A 19923-nucleotide genomic window follows, 5' to 3' on the forward strand; every position below is an offset into this window, starting at 1 on the left:
GCGCTCGGCGATTCGGTGGCGGCGATGTACATCCTGTACGACCCCAGCCCTTATCAAAACGCCTATTGGGGCGTGTGTATCGCCTGGGGCCTGGCGGTGACACTGGCGATCTACGTGACCGGCTCGGTGTCCGGGACGCACGCCAATCCGGCGGTCACGCTGGCGCTGGCACTGTTCCGCGGTTTTTCCTGGAAGAAGGTATTGCCCTACTGGTTTGCGCAGGTGGTCGGCGCATTCCTGGGCGCGGCCATCGTCTATCAGTTGTACGGGCCGGTGATCGATCACTTCAACCAGGTGCAGCAGCTCACCCGTGAAGCCGGCGGCGCAGCCGGGGTGTTCTTCACCGCACCGGGGCTGGCGGTCACGCCGATGCATGCACTGGTCGACCAGATCATCATCACGGCGTTCCTGATCTTCGGCATCTTCGCCATCACCGAGCAGTTCAACGAGGCCGCACCCACTGCCAACTCCGGCGCGTTGATGATCGGCTTGCTGGTCGCCACGCTGGGCGCGTCGATGGGCTATCTGGAGGCCTGGGCGATGAACCCGGCGCGCGACTTCGGCCCGCGCCTGTTAGCGTATTTCGCCGGCTGGGGCGAGGCCGCGTTGCCGGCCAAGGACAACTATTGGTGGATCCCGATCGTTGGCCCGTTGATCGGCGGGCCGATCGGCGCGCTGGCCTATCAGTGGCTGATCCTGCCATTCCTGCCGGCGCGGGTGCGCCATCTGCAAGGCGGCAGCAAACCGCTCGATCCACTGTGATGGTGCTGCGCCAAGCCAACAATCACGCTGACGACGCGTGAAGTTACCTGTGGCCAAACCCTGATGGCCACGCGGCGTCATCGCCTGCACCGACCTTTCTCGCCGTGCGCCAATGCCGGCATTGTTCGAGGAATTTTCGATGGAAAAGCAGTACGTCCTTGCGATCGATCAAGGCACCACCAGCTCACGCGCGATGTTGTTCGACCGCCAGGGCAAGGTGGCCGGCGTGGCGCAGCGCGAATTCGGCCAGATCTTTCCGCAGCCGGGTTGGGTGGAACACAACCCTCGCGAGATCATGACCAGCGTCTATACCACCATCACCGAGCTGCTCAACAACGCGCAGATCGATGCGCGCGCGATCGCCGGGATCGGCATCACCAACCAGCGCGAGACCGCGGTGGTGTGGGACAAGGCCACCGGCCAGCCGATCTACAACGCCATCGTGTGGCAATCGCGGCAGACCAAGGACATCTGCACCCAGCTCAAGGAGGCCGGGCATGAGCAGATGGTGCGCGAGAAGACCGGCCTGCTGATCGATGCGTATTTTTCCGGGACCAAGGTCAAGTGGATTCTCGACCACGTCGAAGGCGCGCGCGAACGCGCGCAGAAAGGCGAACTGGCGTTCGGCACCATCGACAGTTGGCTGATCTGGAATCTCACCGGCGGCAAGGTGCACGTCACCGACTACACCAATGCCTCGCGCACCATGATGTTCAACATCCACACGCTTGAGTGGGATGCTGAACTGCTGGCCATGTTGGACGTGCCCGCGCAGATGCTGCCGGACGTGCGTTCGTCCAGCGAGATCTATGGCATGACCCAGACCCAGTACTTCTACGGCGAACAGGTGCCCATCGCCGGCATTGCCGGCGACCAGCAGGCCGCGTTATTCGGCCAGGCCTGCTTCGAACCGGGCATGGCGAAAAACACCTATGGCACCGGCTGTTTCATGCTGATGAATACCGGCGACAAGGCGGTGGCGTCCAAGGCCGGTTTGCTGACCACGATTGCCTGGGGCATTGACGGCAAGGTCGAATACGCGCTGGAAGGCGCGATCTTCGTTGCCGGCTCGGTGGTGCAGTGGCTGCGCGATGGCTTGCGCATGCTGGGCAAGGCCAGCGACTCGCAAGCCTATGCCGAGCGTGCCGGCGACAACGATGGCGTGTACATCGTGCCGGCCTTCGTCGGCCTGGGCGCGCCGTACTGGCGCAGCGACATCCGCGGCGCGGTGTTCGGGCTGACGCGTGGTACCACCAAGGAACACTTCGTGCGTGCAGCAGTCGAATCGATGGCCTACCAGACCCGCGACGTGCTCACCGCGATGCAAAGCGATTCCGGCATCGAGCTGAAAGAACTGCGTGCCGACGGCGGTGCCATCGCCAACGACTTCATGGCGCAGTTCCAGAGTGACATTCTCAATGTGCCGGTACTCCGCCCGGAAGTCGCGGAAACCACTGCGCTGGGTGCGGCGTATCTGGCAGGGCTTGCGACTGGGTTCTGGGGCAGCCGCGAAGAAATCGCCAAACAGTGGGCCGTGGATCGCCGCTTCGAACCGGCCATGGCCGACGACAAGCGCCAAGGGCTCTACGCCGGCTGGCAGCAAGCAGTGGAAGCGACGATGGGATTCCGCATCAGCTGACACTGGTGCCGCAACACGACAGCGCCCAGTGTGAGGTGGGCGCTGTGATGAGCTCATCTTCGAGCGTCGAGGACACACGCAGGGCCACGCAACGCAGCCTGGTGCGCAGCGGTGGTTACTGGCCGCCGGTGCTGGCACGTCCGGCGATGGTGTCCGGGTCCCAATGTTCCTTGATCAGGCCCTTCTCGATCCGGAACATGTCGAACCAGGTGGTGGTGTACGTGGTGCCGGGCTTATTGGGGTTGGGTAAGGTGCGCACCGACACCAGGGTGACCAGATCGCCATCGGCGGTGATGGCGACCAAGGGCAATCGCACCCGCGGCTGCACCGGCGTCGGCTTCACGAACGCGGTCAGGAAGGCGATAAACGCATCGCGCCCATTGGCCACGTTCGGATTGTGCTGGATGTAGTTCTTGTCCATGTACATCGGCGCGTACTGCACCTGGCCAGCTTCGAACACGGTGCGCCAGAAATCGTAGACCAGCCGCTTGTTGGCAGTTTCATACCAGGTGCTGCCGAGCAGCATCTTCTGATGATTGGGATTGGCCGTTACCGCGGTCTGCGCGAACGCAGCCATTGGCGCAACCAGCATGACCAGCAACAAGGCACGGGAGAGCAACTTCTTCATGGAGTACTCCTGGGTGGAGAGTGGCAGTGCGCTCATCGGGGACGCCAGCAACGTGTCCGTTGAGCGGGGGGAAGACGCGCGTGCGCACAGCTGCATTAACGCGTCATCGCCACCCTACCGGTGCCGTTCACCGGCCCGCTAGCCGCCTGAGCATGCACCTGGGCACTTGTGCAACCGTTGGTGAGAAAAACATCACCCATGTGGTGAGCGGCAGCGTGCTGCTGCACCGTGTACAGAATGGACACGGGTGTCGCGGTCGGGCGGACGATGACCGCAGTGGAAGCAATGCATGTGCGCTGACGCGCATCATTCAAGCCGGTTTGGGGAAGCGCTGCTGTGCGCACGCATCGCACTTGCGGAGCCAAGGCGACATCGAACCAAGATGTCCACCTAGAAATCCGCTCCGCGGCGTCTGCTAATTCGCGATCACCAATGCGCCATCAGTCCGATAGCGCGGCCAACGGGAGACCTGCATAATTTTCCGCCAGCGTCGCGCGGCCCGCCTCGCTACCGAGCAGATAGTCCAGCTCCGCTCCGTGCAGCCGCGCAGTGAATGCGTCTTCGTCATCGAAGCGGTGCAACAGGGTGGTCATCCACCACGAGAACCGCTCGGCCTTCCACACACGCTGCAAGGCCAAGGTCGAATACTGTTCCAGCACACCTGCATCGCCGCTTGTCTGCCAACGCTCGAACAGCTGCGCCAACAGGCCGACATCGCCAAGCGCCAGATTCAGGCCCTTGGCGCCGGTGGGTGGCACGATATGCGCAGCATCGCCAGCCAGGAACAAGCGGCCATACTGCATCGGCTCGGCGACGAAACTGCGCAGCGGTGCGATGCTCTTCTCGATCGATGTGCCGGTGACCAGTTGCGCCGCCAACGCAGGCGGGAGCCGTGCACGCAACTCGTCCCAGAACGCCTGATCGCTCCAGGCCTCCACCTGCGCGCTGGCCGGCACCTGGATGTAATAGCGCGTACGGGTGGGCGAGCGCATCGAACATAGTGCAAACCCGCGCCGGTGACGTGCGTAGACCAGTTCTTCGTGCACGGGTGGCGTATCGGCCAGCACCCCGAGCCAACCGAACGGGTATACGCGCTCGAACAGGCGCAGCCGCTCGGCGGGGATGCTGGCACGGCTGACGCCGTGATACCCATCGCAGCCGACGATGTAATCGCAGTCAAGACGCCTGCGCTGGCCGTCCTGCGTGAACTCCACTGCAGGCGTGGGGCCTTCCACATCGCACAGGGCCACGTCCTGCGCGTTGTAATGCGTGGGTGCCCCGCTGCGCTGGCGCGCATGCATCAGATCGGCGGTGACCTCGGTCTGCCCATAAACGGTAACGCCGCGGCCGCAGCCGCGCAGCAGATCGATACGCTCGCGCTGACCGTCCAGGGACAATTCGAAGCCGTGATGCAGCAAGCCTTCGCGCTGCAACCGCTCGCCGACGCCGGCGCGCTGCAGCAGTTCCACACTGCCCTGCTCCAATACCCCGGCGCGGATGCGCGCCAGCACATGCTGGGGCGTCTGCCGCTCGACGATGACGCAATCGATGCCGGCGAGCCGCAACAGTTCGCCCAGCAACAGGCCCGATGGCCCGGCGCCGATGATCGCAACCTGCGTTCGCATGCACTGCTCCTGGCCTGGATGGCGATGCGTGCAGTGTCGGTAGCCAAAGCGCTGCATTGAAGGGATGATTGCGTGCAGTCCTTGGACTTTTCGACGATGGCCACATCCGTGCCCGACACTGCCGCAGTCCCTGCCTTCGGCTTGTACGGCGAGCAACACGCCGATGCCGCGGAATTGCTGCATTGGGAATCGATTGCCGCACGCAGCCGGCTGCACGACTGGCAGATCGTGCCGCACCGACACGAGGATTTGGCGCAACTGGTCTATGTGCAGCGCGGACCGGCCACCCTGCAGCTGGATGGGCGCACCCAACGCCTGCGCGGTGCCAGCGTGGTGTGGCTTCCGCCGCTCTGCGTGCATGGCTTTGCCTTCGACCCGGCAGTGCGTGGCCACGTCATCACCATGTGCATGCCGCTGGTCAGGACGGCGCTGAACGCTGCGCCGTTACTGCAACAGGTCATGGCCGCGCCAGCCGTTGTGCACGCCCAGCATGCGCGCAAATGGCTGGATGTGTTGTTTGGCAGCATTGCGCAGGACCACGCACGCCGGTCGATCGGCGATGACCTCGCAGCGCAGGCCGCAGCGGCGCAGCTGGTCATCTGGATGGCGCGTACGGCACTGGAACGCGCCCGGCATGCCGCAGCGATCAGCCCGCAGGCAGACCCGGCGCTGCGCCACCTGCGCGCCTATCAAGGCTTGATCGACCAGCACTACCGCGCCCACTGGCCGATTTCCCGCTACGCCGATCAACTCGGGTTGACGCCCGGTCACCTCAACGCGTTATGCCAGCGCCTGGCTGGCGCCTCCGCACTGCAGTTGTTGCAGCGCAGGATCATGCTGGAAGCACGCCGCACCCTGCGTTACACCAGCCTGAGCGTGCAACAGATTGCCGCCAGCCTTGGATTTTTCGACGCCGCCTATTTCAGTCGCTACTTCGCACGGCACGCCGGTTGCTCGCCGACGCGCTTTCGGGCCGGTCAGTAGGAGCGACCAGCAGAACGACTTCGCTCACTCGCTGCGCGCGTAGCAGGGAGAACGTTCTGCAGACCAGCTGCAGGGTCCTTGCCCGCCCACCATCGCAGGACACGCTGCACGTGGCGAGGGCACCGCGCGCTCGACCAGTGAAGCCTTTGCCTGCATCCAGAACTGATGCAACGCCGCACCAAAAATCCAAGGCAAGGGCCGGGCACGTGACCGCCATCCATACAGCGATGGAGAGGCCGAGCCAGCCGCCCCATTCCCAAGCCATTGCGATCAGAACGGATACTGCGGCACTTCGCTCTTGATCGTCAGCCATTGCCAGTGCGTGTACTGCTCCCAATCGGCGGGGCCGCCGACGCTGGTGCCGTTGCCCGACGCACCGGCGCCGCCGAATGGATTGACGACTTCGTCGGCCACCGTCTGGTCGTTGATATGCAGCAGGCCGGTGTGCAACTTCTCGCCCAGGGCCAGCGCGCGCGAGACCGATGCCGACAGGATGCCGGCCGCCAGCCCGTACTCGCCCTGGTTGGCCAACTCGGCAGCGTCGTCGCCGGTGTCGAACACGGTGATGTTGATCACCGGGCCGAACACTTCTTCGTCGAACGCGCGCATGCCAGGACGCACGTTGGACAATACGGTCGGCGCATAGAACAGGCCTTCATGGGTGGCGCCGGCCTCCACGACCGCGCCGGCTGCGACGCTATCGTTGACGATGTCGACGACGCGCTGCAGCTGGCGTTGATCGATGATCGGGCCCAATGCCACGATGCCGCTGACCGGGTCGCCTACCGGCAAATGGCGCGCTTTTTCGGCCAGCCGTTGGGTCAGTGCCTGCGCCACGCTGCGGTGCACCAGCACACGCCCGGTTGCCATGCAGATCTGGCCCTGGTGCATGTAGGCGCCGAACGCGACCGCCGAGGCAGCCTTGTCCAGATCCGCGTCGTCGAGCACGATCACCGCGTTGTTGCCACCCAGTTCCAGCGAGACTTTCTTCAGATGGCGGCCGGCAATTTCGCCGATGCGGCGGCCGGCGGCCGTGGAGCCGGTGAACGCAATCATCGGGACATCCGGCGATTCCACCAGCGCCTGGCCAATCTGCGCATCGCCATGCAACACGTGCAGCAGGCCCTTGGGCAGGCCGGCTTCTTCGAGCACCTGCGCGATGATCACGCCACCGGTGTAGGGCGTGCGCGGGTCGGGTTTGAGAATGACCGCATTGCCCATCGCCAGCGCCGGCGCCACCGAGCGCAGCGACAGAATCAATGGGAAATTGAACGGCGAAATCACCCCGATCACGCCCAATGGCAGGCGGCGCGCAAGGCTGAGTTGGCCGGATGCGGTCGGCAACATCTGGCCGCTGGCCTGCAACGGCATTGCGGCAGCCTGCTGGTAGAACACCACCGATTCGTCCACCTCGCGCTGGGCCTTGGGCAGGATGCCGCCGGTTTCGCGCGCAATCAGCAACGTGGCTTCGGCACTGCGTGCCTGCATCGCCTGCGCAGCACGATGAAAGACGGCTGCGCGTTCGCGCGGCGGTGTCGCGGCCCAGGCACGCTGCGCCTGCTTGGCCTGTGCGATGGCAGCGGCGACATCGGCCAGGTCGGCCTTGCCCACTTCATGCAGCAAGGCGCCGGTTGCCGGCTCATGGATGGGCACGCTGCCACCGCGACCGGGCACCCAGTCGCCATTGAAGATGCAGCCATGCCACGCGGGCGAGTCGGTCGCAGCGGCGGTTGCGCTGGTAAGGGCATTCATGGTCTAGCCTCCTGCTAAAAACGTGTGGGGATTACAGCGTGGTGGAAGCCAGCCCGCCATCGATCGGCAGGGTGATGCCGTTGATCCAGCGGGCTGCGTCGGATGCCAGAAACACGATGCCCTCGGCCACTTCATCGGCATAGGCCGGGCGGGTCATGCGCTTGGCGTCTGCCTTGACACGTTCCTCGCCGAGCATGGCAGCAAAATCGCCCAGGATCGGGGTGAACACCGGGCCCGGAGAGACGTTGTTCACGCGCACGCCGTGGTCGGCGAACCAGGGCCGCGATTGCAGCAAGGTCCACACGATCAAGGCCTCTTTGAAGTATTGGTAGCAGGTGTCGTGCGCCACCGGATGCGCCGCCAGCCACGCGCGGCCGCTTTCGAAGCTGTCGGTTGCCGCCAGCTGCTTGTGCAGGTCCAGACGCTGCGGCCATTCGGCGCCCAGGATCGAGGCGACATTGATGATGGAACCGCCCAGCACGATGCGTGGCAGCAACCCCTGGGTCAGATGGCGCAAGCCCAGATAGTTCACCCGCGCCACCACATCCAGCGGCGCGGTGCCCGGCACGCCGGCAATGTTCGCCAGGGCATCGATGTGGTCCGGCAACGCCTTCACCAGGGCATCGATGGATGCCGGGTCGCCGAGATCGGCCTGGTGAAAGCCGTGCAGGGTCATCTGCACGGGCGTGCGATCGACCCCGATCACCTTGGCACCATGAAACCGTGCAAGCCGTGCGACCTCCGCGCCAATGCCCGACGCCACGCCGGTCACCACGATCGTCTTGTTCTGCAAATTCATCGCCATCCTCCAAAGGAGCCAGCCGTGCCGGCGCTAGAACACATGGACATACTCGAAATTGACATTGTTGCCGGACGCGGCATTGCGCACCTCCACCGGTAGATAGACGTTGGCGAACAGGATGTTGTTTGCATCAAAGCGCCACACGCCACCCGGCCCTGCATAGAACGCGCGTTGACGGCTGTCCGGCACGCGCTGGTCGTTGGTGCGGTTGTCGCGGAACTGGGTCAGGTAATACGCATTGATGCCCAGCCGCAGCTTCGGTGCCACCTCCCAGGAGGTGGCGAAGTTGATCCATCCCGCATCGCCTGCCTGACCATTGCGGAAGTCGAAGCCTGGCGGCAAGTTCGGACGGCGCTCGCTGCGAAAGTTGTAGATGTAGTTGATGCGTGCGCTAAGTTCCCAATTGGGCGTGGGCAGTACCGTGAATGCGTAGCTTGGAATGAGCGACCAGTAACCGGAGCTCTGGTTGAGATCGCGATTGCCGTCGTACTTGCCAATCGGTGCCACGGCGTCGAATTCGAACCGCTGCGAGAACACCGGTCGCCCGTTGCGGATCACAGGTGGCATTTGCAGATACGGCCCGAACGTCACATCACCCACGCCGGCGCCATTGTCACGCAGCGTGGCAATGCTGTTGCGGCCGAAGGAGGCATCCAGATTGACCAGCGGCACCAGCGCAGTGATGCCGAGCGCGCCGCCGAATACGTGATAGGGCGTGACGTAAGCGAACTGGGTCAGCAACACGGTGGAATCGATCCGCGGGTTGTCGAACACCGGGATATCGTTGCCACGTGCGTCCTTGATGGCATCCAGCGCGTTGTGCCGCAGATAGGTGACCACCGCCAAGCCGGGCGTGGTGCTGGTAAAGCCATCCAGGAAACTGGTGCCCCCGGTATTGATGCCATTGGTCAGCGCCGCGCTCTGTGGCGCATTTTGCGCAGGCGCCGCACCCGCTTGCCAGGCATGCCGCCAGGCCGAGCAACGCGCGCAGCCGCCAGCCTGCTGCCACACCCGCACCACGCATCACCGATGATCGAATCACTGCAGATATCTCCAGCGTTGGGAAGCAACAGCGGTGCGTGTCACATCAGCGACGGCAGGCAAGCGCGCGCCCCGCGCGACGCACAGCACGTGCCGTGGAAACGTTCGTTGGGAATGGCTGCCGGGCGGCAGGCCGCCGACCGAGGCGGGTTACGGCGTGTCCAGACGGTCCAGACGGTCCAGGGCGCGCAACAACGGTGCTTCGCTGGAACCGAGCACGGCACTGAGCTGCTGTTCCATGCGCAGCACTTCGGCCTCGGCGGCGGCCAGGAGCGCGGCACCGGCCGCGGTCAGCGAAAGGTGCTGCATGCGCCGGTCCTGCCGCCCACGCACCTGCCGCAGCAGGCGACGCTTGACCAGCCTGGCCACCACGATCGCCAGATTCGGCGGCGACACGTGCAGCACATCGCCGATCTGGCGCTGGTTGATGCCGGGGTTGCCATCCACCAGCATCAGCAGCGAGAAGTCGACCGGCTTGAGGTCGAAGGCGGCCACGCACTCCTGGAACATCCGCCGCACCATCAACTCGGTGCGGGTGATGCGATACCCCAGCAACCGCAGCAGCCGCGCCTGATCCACCGAGGTGACGGCGTCGGGCAAGGGTGCAGCAAGGGCGGTGACGGGCATGGCGGTTCTCGCGACGGGGGCAGCGGGCGGACCGGTACGCGCAATGCGCCGCATCCGCAACGCCGATCCACGGCGTGCACCGCATTGTAGACGCCACCGGGCCTGCCGATTTGGACAGGCAGGCCGCGGGTGCACGCGCCGCGGGTGCGTCAGCCCCGACGCCCTGCCACGCACGCAGCCTGCAGCGTCGGGCCGGCGCTGCGGCTGACGGGGGGCGACGGTGATCCGGGCAAGGCTGAGACATGGTTCCGGCCGGCAAGTGATTGCGTTCCGGAATAGTTATTGATCATAACTACATTGCCAAGCTGCAGCGCAGCATGGTCGCGTTCGCTAGCGGGGTGGCGCTTCTGTGCAAGGAGTGTCGCGGTGATCGGCGCGCATGACGCACCGCGCGCATTGCCGCGGCGGCTGCCGATTCAACGCCTGTATAGCCCGTCTAGGGCAGCCAGAGCTTTTCCAGATCGCGGAAGCCCCATTCGGCAGGGCTTTCCATCTGCGCAATGCGGTCATGGCAGTCCGGACGCGACAGGTCGATGTCCTGCACCAACACGTGGCTGCGCAACTTGGCCGAATAGAACACGCGCACCTTGGGCTTGAGCAGCGCATCGGGCGTCTGTTCGATCACCACCGCAAGTTTTTGCGACTCCAGCCGCACCAGCGAGCCGACCGGATATATCCCCAGCCGGCGCACGAAAGCCTGGAACACCACCGGGTCGAAATGGCCCTTCCAGGACGCCATTTGCTTGAGCGATTCGGCAGGATCCCAACCGCGTTTGTAAGGGCGGTCCGAGCTGATGGCGTCGTAGACATCGCAGACCGCACCCATGCGCGACATCAACGAAATATTCTCGCCCACCAATTGATTCGGATAGCCGCTGCCATCCATCTTTTCGTGGTGATGCAGCGCGATTTCCAGCACCACCGCGTTCTGCACGCCGCCGGCCACCAGCAGCCGATGGCCATCCAGCGGATGCTGGCGCATGATCTCCATTTCGTCGTTGGTGAGCCGGCCGGGTTTGTTGAGAATTTCCAACGGTGTCACCGCCTTGCCCATGTCGTGCAGCAGGCCGCCCATTGCCGCTTCCACCACCTGCGATTCGGGCAGGCCGAGCTGGCGCGCCAACCCGCTCATCAGCCCGGCCACGGCCATCGAATGCAGATAGGTGTAGTCGTCGGCGGTCTTGAGCCGTGCCACGCTGATCAAGGCCTGCGGATGCCGCAGCACCGAGTCGTTGATGGCTTCCACCAGCGGCATGGCCGCTTCTGTGTCGACGGTGCGCCCCAGCCGCACATCGCGGAACATCGCCTCGACCATGTCGCGGCCGTCTTCGAAGATGCGGCGTGCGCGTACCACCTCCGCTTCGATGCCGACCTGGACGGTCACGCTGTTGGTGCGCACGCTACGCGGCGCGGCGGCAGGCTCCGGCGGTTCGGACGCAGCAGGTGCCGGGCTCGGCGGCGCGGCTGGTTCGGCGGACACGCCAGGGGGCGCGGGCGCCTCCACATCCAGCCCGCGCGCGGTATCGATCACCAACTGCTCGATGCGGCTGTCATGGATCTTCTCCACATCGTCGGAATCGACCAGAAACGACGTCTTCCAGAACGGATGGTGCACCCACGCGCCCAGCAGCTTGTAGACGTACATGCCGGGGCGGAGTTGATCTGAGTCGATGGTTCTGAGCATGCCGGCGCTGGTCTGCACAATGTCCAGGAAAAGTTCGCCACGACTTGGCGGTCTGCGGTGTTATCGGCACATGGCACGATTTCTTTGGCCCGCGGCCGGGTCGGGGAACGGCCCGGATGTGATGCCGGACGCGGCTGTAGGCGGGCCGCTCAGCGGTTGGGCAACCGCATCGCCAGCACGGCGAAGATGGCCAACAGCAACGGCACGCTGCAGGCCAGATACAACATGGCCGGTGACCATCCGGCGTCCAGCAACACCCCGGCGCAGAACGGCGACAAGATCGCACCCAAGCGCCCCACCCCGATCGCCCAGCCCAGCGCAGTCGAACGCACCGCAGCGTTGAAGACGATCGGAACAATGGCGTACATGCCGCCCACCGCAGCAAACATCGCTGCCCCGGTGAGCAAGGCGACGGCGAACGCCCAGCTCAACTGCGTACTGCACAGGCCGGAGGCCAGCATCGCCAGGCCCATCAGCAACAGGGACCCGATCGTCAGGCGCGCCAGCCGCACGCACGATGCCAACCCGCTGAACAGCAAGCCGCCGCCGATGCCACCAAGATTCAACAGCACCCCGCCCGTGACGCCGTCCGTGGCCGACGCGCCGGCGGTCACCAGCAGCTTCGGCGTCCAGCTGATCACGAAGTAGAACGCAAACATCAGCGAGAAAAAGCCAAGCGCGATCAGCAGCGTGTGCCGCCGCATGGCAGCGTCAAACAGGGCCCGATAGCCTTGTGCCTGCGTGGCAGATTGCGGCGGCAGCGGCGGCAATGCGTCGTGCGGCGGCATTCCCATCCGCGCCAGCACGGCGTTGAAGCGCGCGACGGCATCGGGTGGCCGGCGCATGATCAGGAACTCCAGCGACTCGGGCAGGAATGCAAGCACCAACGGCACGCACAGCAACGATGCCACCGCCCCGAGTACGAACACCGCGGGCCACGACCACTGTTGCATCAACAGTTCGGCAATCATGCCACCCAGCGTGGCACCGACCGGGTAGCCGGTCACCTGCAGCACGATGGCAGTGTTGCGCCAACGGGGGCTGGAAAACTCCCCTGCCGTGACTGCAACGCAGGCCAACATACCGCCGATACCCAGACCGGTCAGCAGCCGCAGCGCCCCGAGCTGCCATGCAGTGCTGGCCACTGCCGACATGCCCATGCCGACGGTCAGGATGGCCAGACATGCCAGCGTCAGCGCGCGACGACCGATGCGGTCGGCCAGCGGCGCCAACCCCAGTGCGCCAAGCGCCATGCCGATCAGGCCCGCGCTGAACAGCATGCCCAGCAGCTTGCCCGACAGCTGCCAGTCTGCCGACACGTGCGGTGCGGTGAACGCCATCGCCATCACGTCGAAGCCGTCGAGCATCGTCAGCAACACGCACACCGCAACGGCTCTCCACTGAAACGGCGTCATGCGCTCCAGCACGAAATGCCCAAACGATGCAGTGTGCTGAGGCATTGGCATGTCCTGTGGTGAGAGAGGGTTGAGGCGAAGGCACTGCAGTGGCCGTTGAACGGCGCAGTGTGCGAGACCGGCTAAACCGCGGTGCAGCGATGCGTGCAATCGCCGATGCGCAGTGGCTTGCGACCGCCTGCACACGCTAGCCCATTGCGCTGCCGGTTCAAGGCCGATGACCGCAACGCTGTGCGCTTATCGGAAATGCGCCAACACACTTGGCCAGCGCTGCGATGTCTTCGGATGCACCGCGTCACGTGCTGCCCGCGGCTTTGGAATCTCTGGCGACGCGACACACTCCATTGCACGTCGGCCCACCCGGCCACCTCTGCCAGCCACCTCGCACACATTGCATCCGTGCGTTGGTGACTGCAGCCCGGTGCGCTGCCGCAGCGGCAACCGCAGCGCAGGTATCATCCGCGGCGTGTCCGCAGTGGGCGGCACGCTGACCTGACGGAGATGCCGTGACCCCGATTCGCTCCTTTTTGCACCACACCCCGCAACTGGGCGCCCGCGTTTACGTGGATTCTGCCTGCACCATCATCGGCGAGGTGAGCCTGGGCGATGACGTCTCGGTCTGGCCGGGCACCGTGATCCGCGGCGACGTCAATCATGTGCAGATCGGCGCGCGTACCAACGTGCAGGACGGCACCATCATCCACGTCAGTCACCACAGCCCGTTCAACAAGGCCGGCTACCCCACCGTGATCGGCGAGGACGTCACCGTGGGCCACGGCACCATCCTGCATGCCTGCACCATCGAAGACCTGTGCCTGATCGGCATGGGCGCCTGCGTGCTGGATGGCGCAACGGTCAAACGGTATGGCTTTGTGGGTGCCGGCGCAGTGGTGGGCCCGGGCAAGGTGGTGGGCGAAGCCGAGTTGTGGCTGGGCAATCCTGCACGCCTGGCGCGCACGCTCAGCGACAAGGAAATCGAAAGCCTGCATTACTCCGCGCAACATTACGTGCGGCTCAAGGATCAGTACCTGGGCGCCTCACCCGCCGGCTGAGCCGCAGCACCGGCGCACCTGTCTGGCGCGGGCGCGACGGTACCAGGCGCGCGCGGCTACGGCTGCGTGGCGTGCTCCAGTGCCGTCAACATGGCCAGCGCCTGGGCGCGCGATGCACCGCACATGTCCTGGGACGGACGCAGGCTGGTGCAGACCGCCGGCCGCGTCGGCAGGCCGAACAGGCGGCAGCGGCCCTGCCCGTCCAGTTGCACGCACGGCACCCCCGCCGGCTTGCCGTGCGGCATGCCGGGAATGGCCGAACTGATGGATGGAGCGATACAGCAGGCCGCGCAGCCAGCGCGGCAGGGGATGTCCATGTGCATGCCGCAGTGTAAACCGCCGCCACCTCCCCGTAGCGGCGGCGATGCCCGCTAGCGGGGCGGAACGTAGCTGGACAGGCGCACGTCGAAAAACGCCTGCACGGCCGCCAGATTGGCCTTGGTCTGGATGTCCGCACCCACGTCGCGGCTCATGCCCAGCACGTCGTCGTCCGGCCACCCGGGGCCGAAGCACCACTGCGTGCTGGGAATGTTGTAGGCCTGCAAGTGCGCCAGCATGCGCGTGGTGGCGATCTCCGCGCTGCGATTGCCGGCCGGATAGCCGTGCTCGCCCAGATAACCGCGCTTGCCGGCCTGCTGCAGCGCTTCGATGAACGGGCTGACCATGTCGATGCCGGTATCCGGCTTGATCACCTCGTTGCGTCCACCGGGCCCGATCCAGTTACCGCCCCCGCTGCCATCGCTGTCGAGATAGTTGTGCGCCTCGTACACGATGCAATCGTATGGGTCCGGGATGTCGAACAGGCCCATCGAATCGTCCTGCCAGCGCCGGGCGCTGGCATAGCCGTTGCCGCACACGAACACGAAATGGTTTCGATCGCGGTCGATGATGGCCTTGGAGCAGGCGGTGGCGGTCTTCTGCCAATGTGCGGCCATCGACAGTACGCTGCCATCGGCGTTGCGCTCGGCGCCCTGGTACGGCTCGTTCATGACGCCCCAGCCGAACACCGCCGGGTGTTGCTTGAACCGGTTGACGAGACGCGCCCACAGATCCGGCAAGCCGGCGTCGTTGTAGAGCGTGCACCCCGGCGTGCCGATCACCCGGTATTCGTAGAGCTTGAGCAGTTGGTCGCGACTGTCCAGATAGCCCACGTAATTGAAGTTGCGCAGCGGGTAGGTGTCGGCCCACAACCCGGCCGCCGCCAGGTCGCCGACACGGTTGCCACGCGCATCGACCACTGCACCGCTGGCATCGCGCCGATAACCGCTTTTGGCCGCCACCCGCTGCGGCAGCCGCATGTAATCGTGCAACTCCACGATGGCGCGCTTGCCGCGCGCAGCAATGTTGTCCAGCGCGTCCTGCACCTGCCTGCAGTAGCTCTCGTTCAACGGCGCGCCCTGTCCACGCGTGAAGCGCGCGGCAGTGGTCGGCAGACGGAAGAGCGGGCAGCTCCCCGCCGCGGCCACATGCTGGGCAGTGATGGCGCGGTAATGCGTGCCGATCTCGGCGTTCTCCACATAGCTATTGGAGGCCAGACCGGACAGGTTGAGGCCAGCGAACGGCAGGCTGGCGCTTTGCGCGGCCGCATGGCCTGCCCAACCGGTGGTGGCCACGACCGCAGCGCCGGCCGCGCCTTGCAGCACGCGACGGCGGCTGATGCCGCCGGCGACCGGTGGCGTGGTGGAGTGAGATGATGCCGCTGGTGCGCGGCGTGGAGAGGGATGGTCGGACATCGGGGCGCCTCCTGCGGTGCCGTTGGAAAGATCCTCGCCGGCGCAGCTCCCCTCGGCCGCAGCGGTCCGGTTCGATGGTGGCCGCGCCCCAGCGCCCGGATCTGCGCGCCGGTTCGCACTCCTGCCACTGCATGCCCGGACGCATACGTTTACATCGCATTACATGACAGGCAAAGGCGCCGCGCACGTGCGGGCCTCGCAAGGCGATGGCGCACGAGCGGTCACTGCACGGCATGCCGGCAGCGCCCGCCGCTGCACTGCAGGTGCACGTCGGCGTGCGTGCTACCGTGCGGACCCTGCGCGTGCGGCGACGGTTGCAGCAGCAACAGTCACGACGCGCTCTAATTGCCAGCCACCGCTCGCCAATCAGCCGTCGAATTCGCCATGCCCGAGTACCGCTCCAAGACCTCCACCCACGGCCGCAACATGGCCGGCGCCCGCGCCCTGTGGCGTGCCACCGGCATGCGCGATGGCGACTTCCACAAGCCCATCATCGCTATCGCCAACTCGTTCACGCAGTTCGTGCCCGGGCATGTGCATTTGAAGGATCTTGGTCAGCTGGTCGCGCGCGAGATCGAACGCGTCGGCGGCGTGGCCAAGGAGTTCGACACCATCGCCGTGGATGACGGCATCGCGATGGGCCACGACGGCATGCTGTATTCGTTGCCAAGCCGCGAGATCATCGCCGATTCGGTCGAATACATGGTCAACGCGCATTGCGCCGACGCGCTGGTGTGCATTTCCAATTGCGACAAGATCACCCCCGGCATGTTGATGGCCGCGCTACGGCTCAACATCCCCACCGTGTTCGTTTCCGGCGGCCCGATGGAAGCCGGCAAGACCAAGCTGGCCGAGCACAAGCTCGACCTGATCGACGCGATGGTGATCGCCGCCGACGACAGCGCCTCCGACGAAAAGGTGGCCGAGTTCGAGCGCAGCGCCTGCCCCACCTGCGGCTCGTGCTCGGGCATGTTCACTGCCAACTCGATGAACTGCCTGACCGAAGCGCTGGGCCTGTCGCTGCCCGGCAACGGCACGGTTGTGGCCACGCACGCCGACCGCGAACAACTGTTCCTGCGCGCCGGACGCGTGGCGGTGGAACTGTGTCACCGCTGGTACGGCGGCGAAGATCCCACTGCCCTGCCGCGCGGCATCGCCACCTTCGAAGCCTTCGAAAATGCGATGACGCTGGATATCGCCATGGGTGGCTCGACCAACACCATCCTGCACCTGCTCGCCGCCGCGCAGGAAGGCGAGGTTGCCTTCGGCATGCACGATATCGACCGCCTGTCCAAGCGCGTGCCGCAGCTGTGCAAGGTCGCGCCGAATACGCCCAAGTACCACATCGAAGACGTGCATCGCGCCGGCGGCATCATGGCCATTCTCGGCGAGCTGGCACGTGGTGGCCTGCTGCATACTAACGCCGCCACCGTGCACGCACGCACGCTGGCCGAGGCCATCGCGCAATGGGATGTCACCCAGACCGACGATGAAACAGTACACACGTTCTACAAAGCCGGCCCGGCCGGCATTCCCACGCAGATCGCCTTCAGCCAGGCCACGCGCTGGGACAGCCTGGATACCGACCGCAGCGAGGGCTGCATCCGCGATATCGCACACGCGTTCTCGCAGGAAGGCGGCCTGGCCGTGCTGTACGGCAATATCGCCCGCGACGGCTGCGTGGTGAAAACTGCAGGCGTGGACGAATCCATCCACGTATTCGAAGGCACGGCCCGCGTGTTCGAGAGCCAGGATGCAGCAGTCAAGGGCATCCTTGCCGATGAGGTGGTTGCGGGGGACGTGGTGGTCATCCGCTACGAGGGCCCCAAGGGCGGCCCCGGCATGCAGGAAATGCTCTACCCCACCAGCTATCTCAAATCCAAGGGCCTGGGCAAACAATGCGCCCTGCTCACCGACGGCCGCTTCTCCGGCGGCACCTCGGGGTTATCGATCGGCCACGCATCGCCGGAAGCCGCCGCAGGCGGCGCGATCGGCCTGGTGCGCGACGGCGACAGGATCCTGATCGACATTCCCAAGCGCTCGATCAACCTGCTGATCTCGGACGAGGAACTCGCCCTTCGTCGTGCCGAGCAAGATGCCAAGGGCTGGAAGCCGGTGGAAGTGCGCCCCCGCAAGGTCACTACTGCATTGAAGGCGTACGCGTTGCTGGCGACCAGTGCGGACAAGGGTGCGGTGCGGGACAAGGCATTGTTGGACGGCTAGGGACAGCGAGCGCAGCGTGGCCAGCTGGTTTCGGATGGCCAGCGCGGTGCAACGCATTCGGTGGAACATGCTGATGCAACGCAGTCATCGCAACTTGCCTGCAGTCGAGTACTGAGTCGCTGCAAGCAAGTGCCGCGATTGGCCGCCCTCATCGCACGCTCTGGTGTGTCAGAACATGCGATTTCACTGGCGTGGTCGCAAGCATCCATTCATTGCATCGCGGCCCTGCGCGTTAGACGTCGCCACCAGAACCGCTGAGTCCGTCCAGCGGACTTCATACTGCCGACGCACCGCGTCCCAGCACATGCGCATAGATCTGCTTGGTTGTCACGTCCTTGTGGCCGAGCAGCTCCTGCACCGTGCGAATATCGTGGCCGGCCTCCAGCAAGTGTGTTGCGAACGAATGCCGCAGCGTGTGGCAGGTTGCAGGCTTGGCAATGCCAGCCTGGCGCCGTGCCGATTGCACCGCACGCTGCAGGACTTCTTCCGATACGTGATGCCGACCAACGCGGCCACTGCGCGGATCCACAGAGCGACGCGCGGCGAGGAAAAGATACTGCCAGCCGGGCTCGACATTGGCATTGGGATACTTGCGCGCCAGTGCATGTGGCAGGAATACCCGCCCTGCGCCCTCGGCGAGATCAGCGGCGTGCAATAGCAACGCCCGTTCGCGCTGCTGCATCAATTCTCCACGCAGGCTGTGCGGCGGCGGCACCCGCCGATCCTTGCCCCCTTTACCATCGCGCACCACAATCTCGCCGCGAACCACGTCCACGTCCTTGATCCGCAAGCGCAGGCATTCCAGCAGCCGCATCCCGCTGCCGTACAGCAGCCCCGCCATCAGCCGGCAAGACCCCTCCAGCATCGTCAGCAAGCGCGCGACCTCCTCCGCCGAGAGCACCACGGGAATGCGCCGCGGTCGCTTGGCGCGCACCAGATTCTCCATCCAGGGCAACTCCACGCCCAGAACCTCGCGATACAGGAACAGCAGCGCCGCCAGCGCCTGATTCTGCGTGCCGGCCGACACCTGGCCCCGCGTCGCCAGGTCGGTGAGAAACGCCTCGACCTCTACTTGCCCCATCTGTCCTGGATGCCGTTTGCCATTGGCCAGAATGAAGCGCCGGATCCAGCCCACATACGCCTGCTCAGTCCGCAGGCTGTAATGGCGAAGCCGCAGCCGACCACGGACCTGATCCAACAGCTTGGGGGTCAGGCGCGTCATTGCGCCTGCAGCTTCACGGGTGTAACTCATACGCCTGCTCAAACGTCGGATAACGCCCCCAGCATCGATGCCGAGACTGTCGGTTGCCATTCGGCAAGTCATTGCTGCGGAATAGGAATTCCCCTTCCTAGTTATCCGGGCTTAGTCGATACTTGGCGCAACACCGCTTTTAGGCGGTCCAATAGTAGTTAGCCCCCCCCCCGAAATGACAGAGTCAATGCAGCCAAGGCGGCCAAGCTACAAACCCGGGATGGTGTACGCGGTTCCGCTTGTAGATGGATCTTTTGGGCTCGCACAGGCGGGCAGTCCGATGTTTCCAAACGTAATCTATGTGGCACTTTTCTTGGATCTTTTCTTAGCACTTCCTACTGAGATTCCCAGGCTCGATGCCTCGCGAGTGATCTCACTCACCGCCACTTGGCGCAAGAACCTCAATAGAGGCGAGTGGATTCCCTTAGGCATATCTGAGCCAACACTTGACCTGCTCAAGCACCCGACACAGGCTCTTGCTGGAGTTGGTTACCTGGGCGCAAAACACTACGATGCGGGTCTCCTCTCAGAATTCTTATCGGCCTGTCATGGCCTTCTGCCGTGGAATGTCATGTATGACCCCGCCTACTATGAAAAGCTGCTGTTATCCAGATGCGCGCGCCCTGAGAAAGTTGTGGTGCTCGGTGAGGGGGAGCGAACGGCTTATCGACACGAGGTGCTCGGTGTCGGGGGCTAACAATTCA

Annotated in this window: 16 protein-coding genes and 2 pseudogenes; 7 read left to right on the forward strand and 11 right to left on the reverse strand. The window is 64.8% G+C overall.

Going from position 1 to position 19923, the window contains the following annotated elements:
• Together LN450_RS13435 and glpK are read left to right on the forward strand one after the other, a co-directional pair.
• Positions 1-762, forward strand: a 762-nt coding sequence (locus LN450_RS13435; protein ID WP_228892804.1) for an MIP/aquaporin family protein, incomplete at its 5' end; no start/stop codon positions are given.
• A 139-nt stretch (positions 763-901) separates the two neighbouring features.
• Positions 902-2401 carry a glycerol kinase GlpK gene (glpK, locus tag LN450_RS13440; protein WP_011346063.1) on the forward strand — a complete coding sequence of 500 codons (1500 nt, stop codon included), beginning with the start codon at positions 902-904 and terminating at the stop codon, positions 2399-2401.
• 115 nt (positions 2402-2516) lie between these two features.
• Here the strand turns inward: glpK and LN450_RS13445 are convergent, their stop codons facing one another.
• The gene (locus tag LN450_RS13445; protein WP_011346062.1) at positions 2517-3029 is read right to left on the reverse strand and encodes a nuclear transport factor 2 family protein; all 513 of its coding nucleotides are present in this window, start codon (positions 3027-3029) and stop codon (positions 2517-2519) included.
• Between the two features lie 440 nt (positions 3030-3469).
• Positions 3470-4654 (reverse strand): 4-hydroxybenzoate 3-monooxygenase, encoded by a 1185-nt coding sequence (pobA, locus tag LN450_RS13450; protein WP_011346060.1) that lies wholly within the window; start codon positions 4652-4654, stop codon positions 3470-3472.
• A gap of 96 nt (positions 4655-4750) precedes the next feature.
• Here pobA and LN450_RS13455 point away from each other — a divergent pair, with 96 nt between their 5' ends.
• Positions 4751-5638: a helix-turn-helix domain-containing protein gene (locus LN450_RS13455; RefSeq protein ID WP_014089100.1), complete on the forward strand. Its 888-nt coding sequence runs from the start codon at positions 4751-4753 to the stop codon at positions 5636-5638.
• A 270-nt stretch (positions 5639-5908) separates the two neighbouring features.
• On the opposite strand, the gene LN450_RS13460 is transcribed toward LN450_RS13455, so the two are convergent.
• The 6 genes and pseudogenes from LN450_RS13460 to LN450_RS13485 all read right to left on the reverse strand — a co-directional run bounded on the left by LN450_RS13460 (position 5909) and on the right by LN450_RS13485 (position 13004).
• Positions 5909-7390, reverse strand: a complete 1482-nt coding sequence (locus LN450_RS13460) for a benzaldehyde dehydrogenase (RefSeq protein ID WP_011346059.1) — start codon at positions 7388-7390, stop codon at positions 5909-5911.
• Positions 7391-7421: 31 nt separating this feature from the next.
• A complete protein-coding gene (locus tag LN450_RS13465; protein WP_011346058.1) occupies positions 7422-8189 on the reverse strand; it encodes a coniferyl-alcohol dehydrogenase in 768 nt (255 codons plus the stop codon).
• Positions 8190-8222: 33 nt separating this feature from the next.
• A pseudogene (locus tag LN450_RS13470) lies at positions 8223-9216 on the reverse strand (SphA family protein).
• A gap of 167 nt (positions 9217-9383) precedes the next feature.
• On the reverse strand, positions 9384-9914 hold the full coding sequence (locus LN450_RS13475) for a MarR family winged helix-turn-helix transcriptional regulator (RefSeq protein WP_011346056.1): 531 nt from the start codon (positions 9912-9914) through the stop codon (positions 9384-9386).
• 382 nt (positions 9915-10296) lie between these two features.
• Positions 10297-11544 (reverse strand): cyclic di-GMP phosphodiesterase, encoded by a 1248-nt coding sequence (locus LN450_RS13480; RefSeq protein ID WP_011346055.1) that lies wholly within the window; start codon positions 11542-11544, stop codon positions 10297-10299.
• A gap of 149 nt (positions 11545-11693) precedes the next feature.
• A complete protein-coding gene (locus LN450_RS13485) occupies positions 11694-13004 on the reverse strand; it encodes an MFS transporter (RefSeq protein WP_008577978.1) in 1311 nt (436 codons plus the stop codon).
• A gap of 240 nt (positions 13005-13244) precedes the next feature.
• Here LN450_RS13485 and LN450_RS13490 point away from each other — a divergent pair.
• A pseudogene (locus LN450_RS13490) lies at positions 13245-13469 on the forward strand (hypothetical protein).
• Positions 13466-14011, forward strand: coding sequence for a gamma carbonic anhydrase family protein (locus LN450_RS13495; protein WP_011346053.1), 546 nt, complete (start codon positions 13466-13468; stop codon positions 14009-14011). The pseudogene LN450_RS13490 and the gene LN450_RS13495 overlap by 4 nt, the downstream one beginning before the upstream one ends.
• 56 nt (positions 14012-14067) lie before the next feature.
• Here LN450_RS13495 and LN450_RS13500 read toward each other — a convergent pair whose 3' ends face one another.
• Positions 14068-14256 carry a hypothetical protein gene (locus LN450_RS13500; RefSeq protein ID WP_031420773.1) on the reverse strand — a complete coding sequence of 63 codons (189 nt, stop codon included), beginning with the start codon at positions 14254-14256 and terminating at the stop codon, positions 14068-14070.
• Positions 14257-14382: 126 nt separating this feature from the next.
• Positions 14383-15744 (reverse strand): glycoside hydrolase family 5 protein, encoded by a 1362-nt coding sequence (locus LN450_RS13505; protein WP_011346051.1) that lies wholly within the window; start codon positions 15742-15744, stop codon positions 14383-14385.
• 384 nt (positions 15745-16128) lie between these two features.
• On the opposite strand from LN450_RS13505, the gene ilvD reads away from it, so the two are divergent.
• Complete coding sequence (gene ilvD, locus LN450_RS13510; protein WP_011346050.1) at positions 16129-17967, forward strand: dihydroxy-acid dehydratase; 1839 nt, start codon at positions 16129-16131, stop codon at positions 17965-17967.
• Between the two features lie 274 nt (positions 17968-18241).
• Here ilvD and LN450_RS13515 read toward each other — a convergent pair whose 3' ends face one another.
• Positions 18242-19189 carry an integron integrase gene (locus LN450_RS13515; RefSeq protein ID WP_008577987.1) on the reverse strand — a complete coding sequence of 316 codons (948 nt, stop codon included), beginning with the start codon at positions 19187-19189 and terminating at the stop codon, positions 18242-18244.
• Positions 19190-19499: 310 nt separating this feature from the next.
• Between LN450_RS13515 and LN450_RS13520 the strand changes: the two genes are divergently transcribed.
• A complete protein-coding gene (locus tag LN450_RS13520) occupies positions 19500-19916 on the forward strand; it encodes a hypothetical protein (protein WP_126955137.1) in 417 nt (138 codons plus the stop codon).
• Positions 19917-19923: the final 7 nt, after the last annotated feature.

Origin of the sequence: Xanthomonas euvesicatoria pv. euvesicatoria, from assembly GCF_020880415.1 — a bacterium.
Taxonomy (GTDB): Bacteria; Pseudomonadota; Gammaproteobacteria; order Xanthomonadales; family Xanthomonadaceae; genus Xanthomonas; species Xanthomonas euvesicatoria.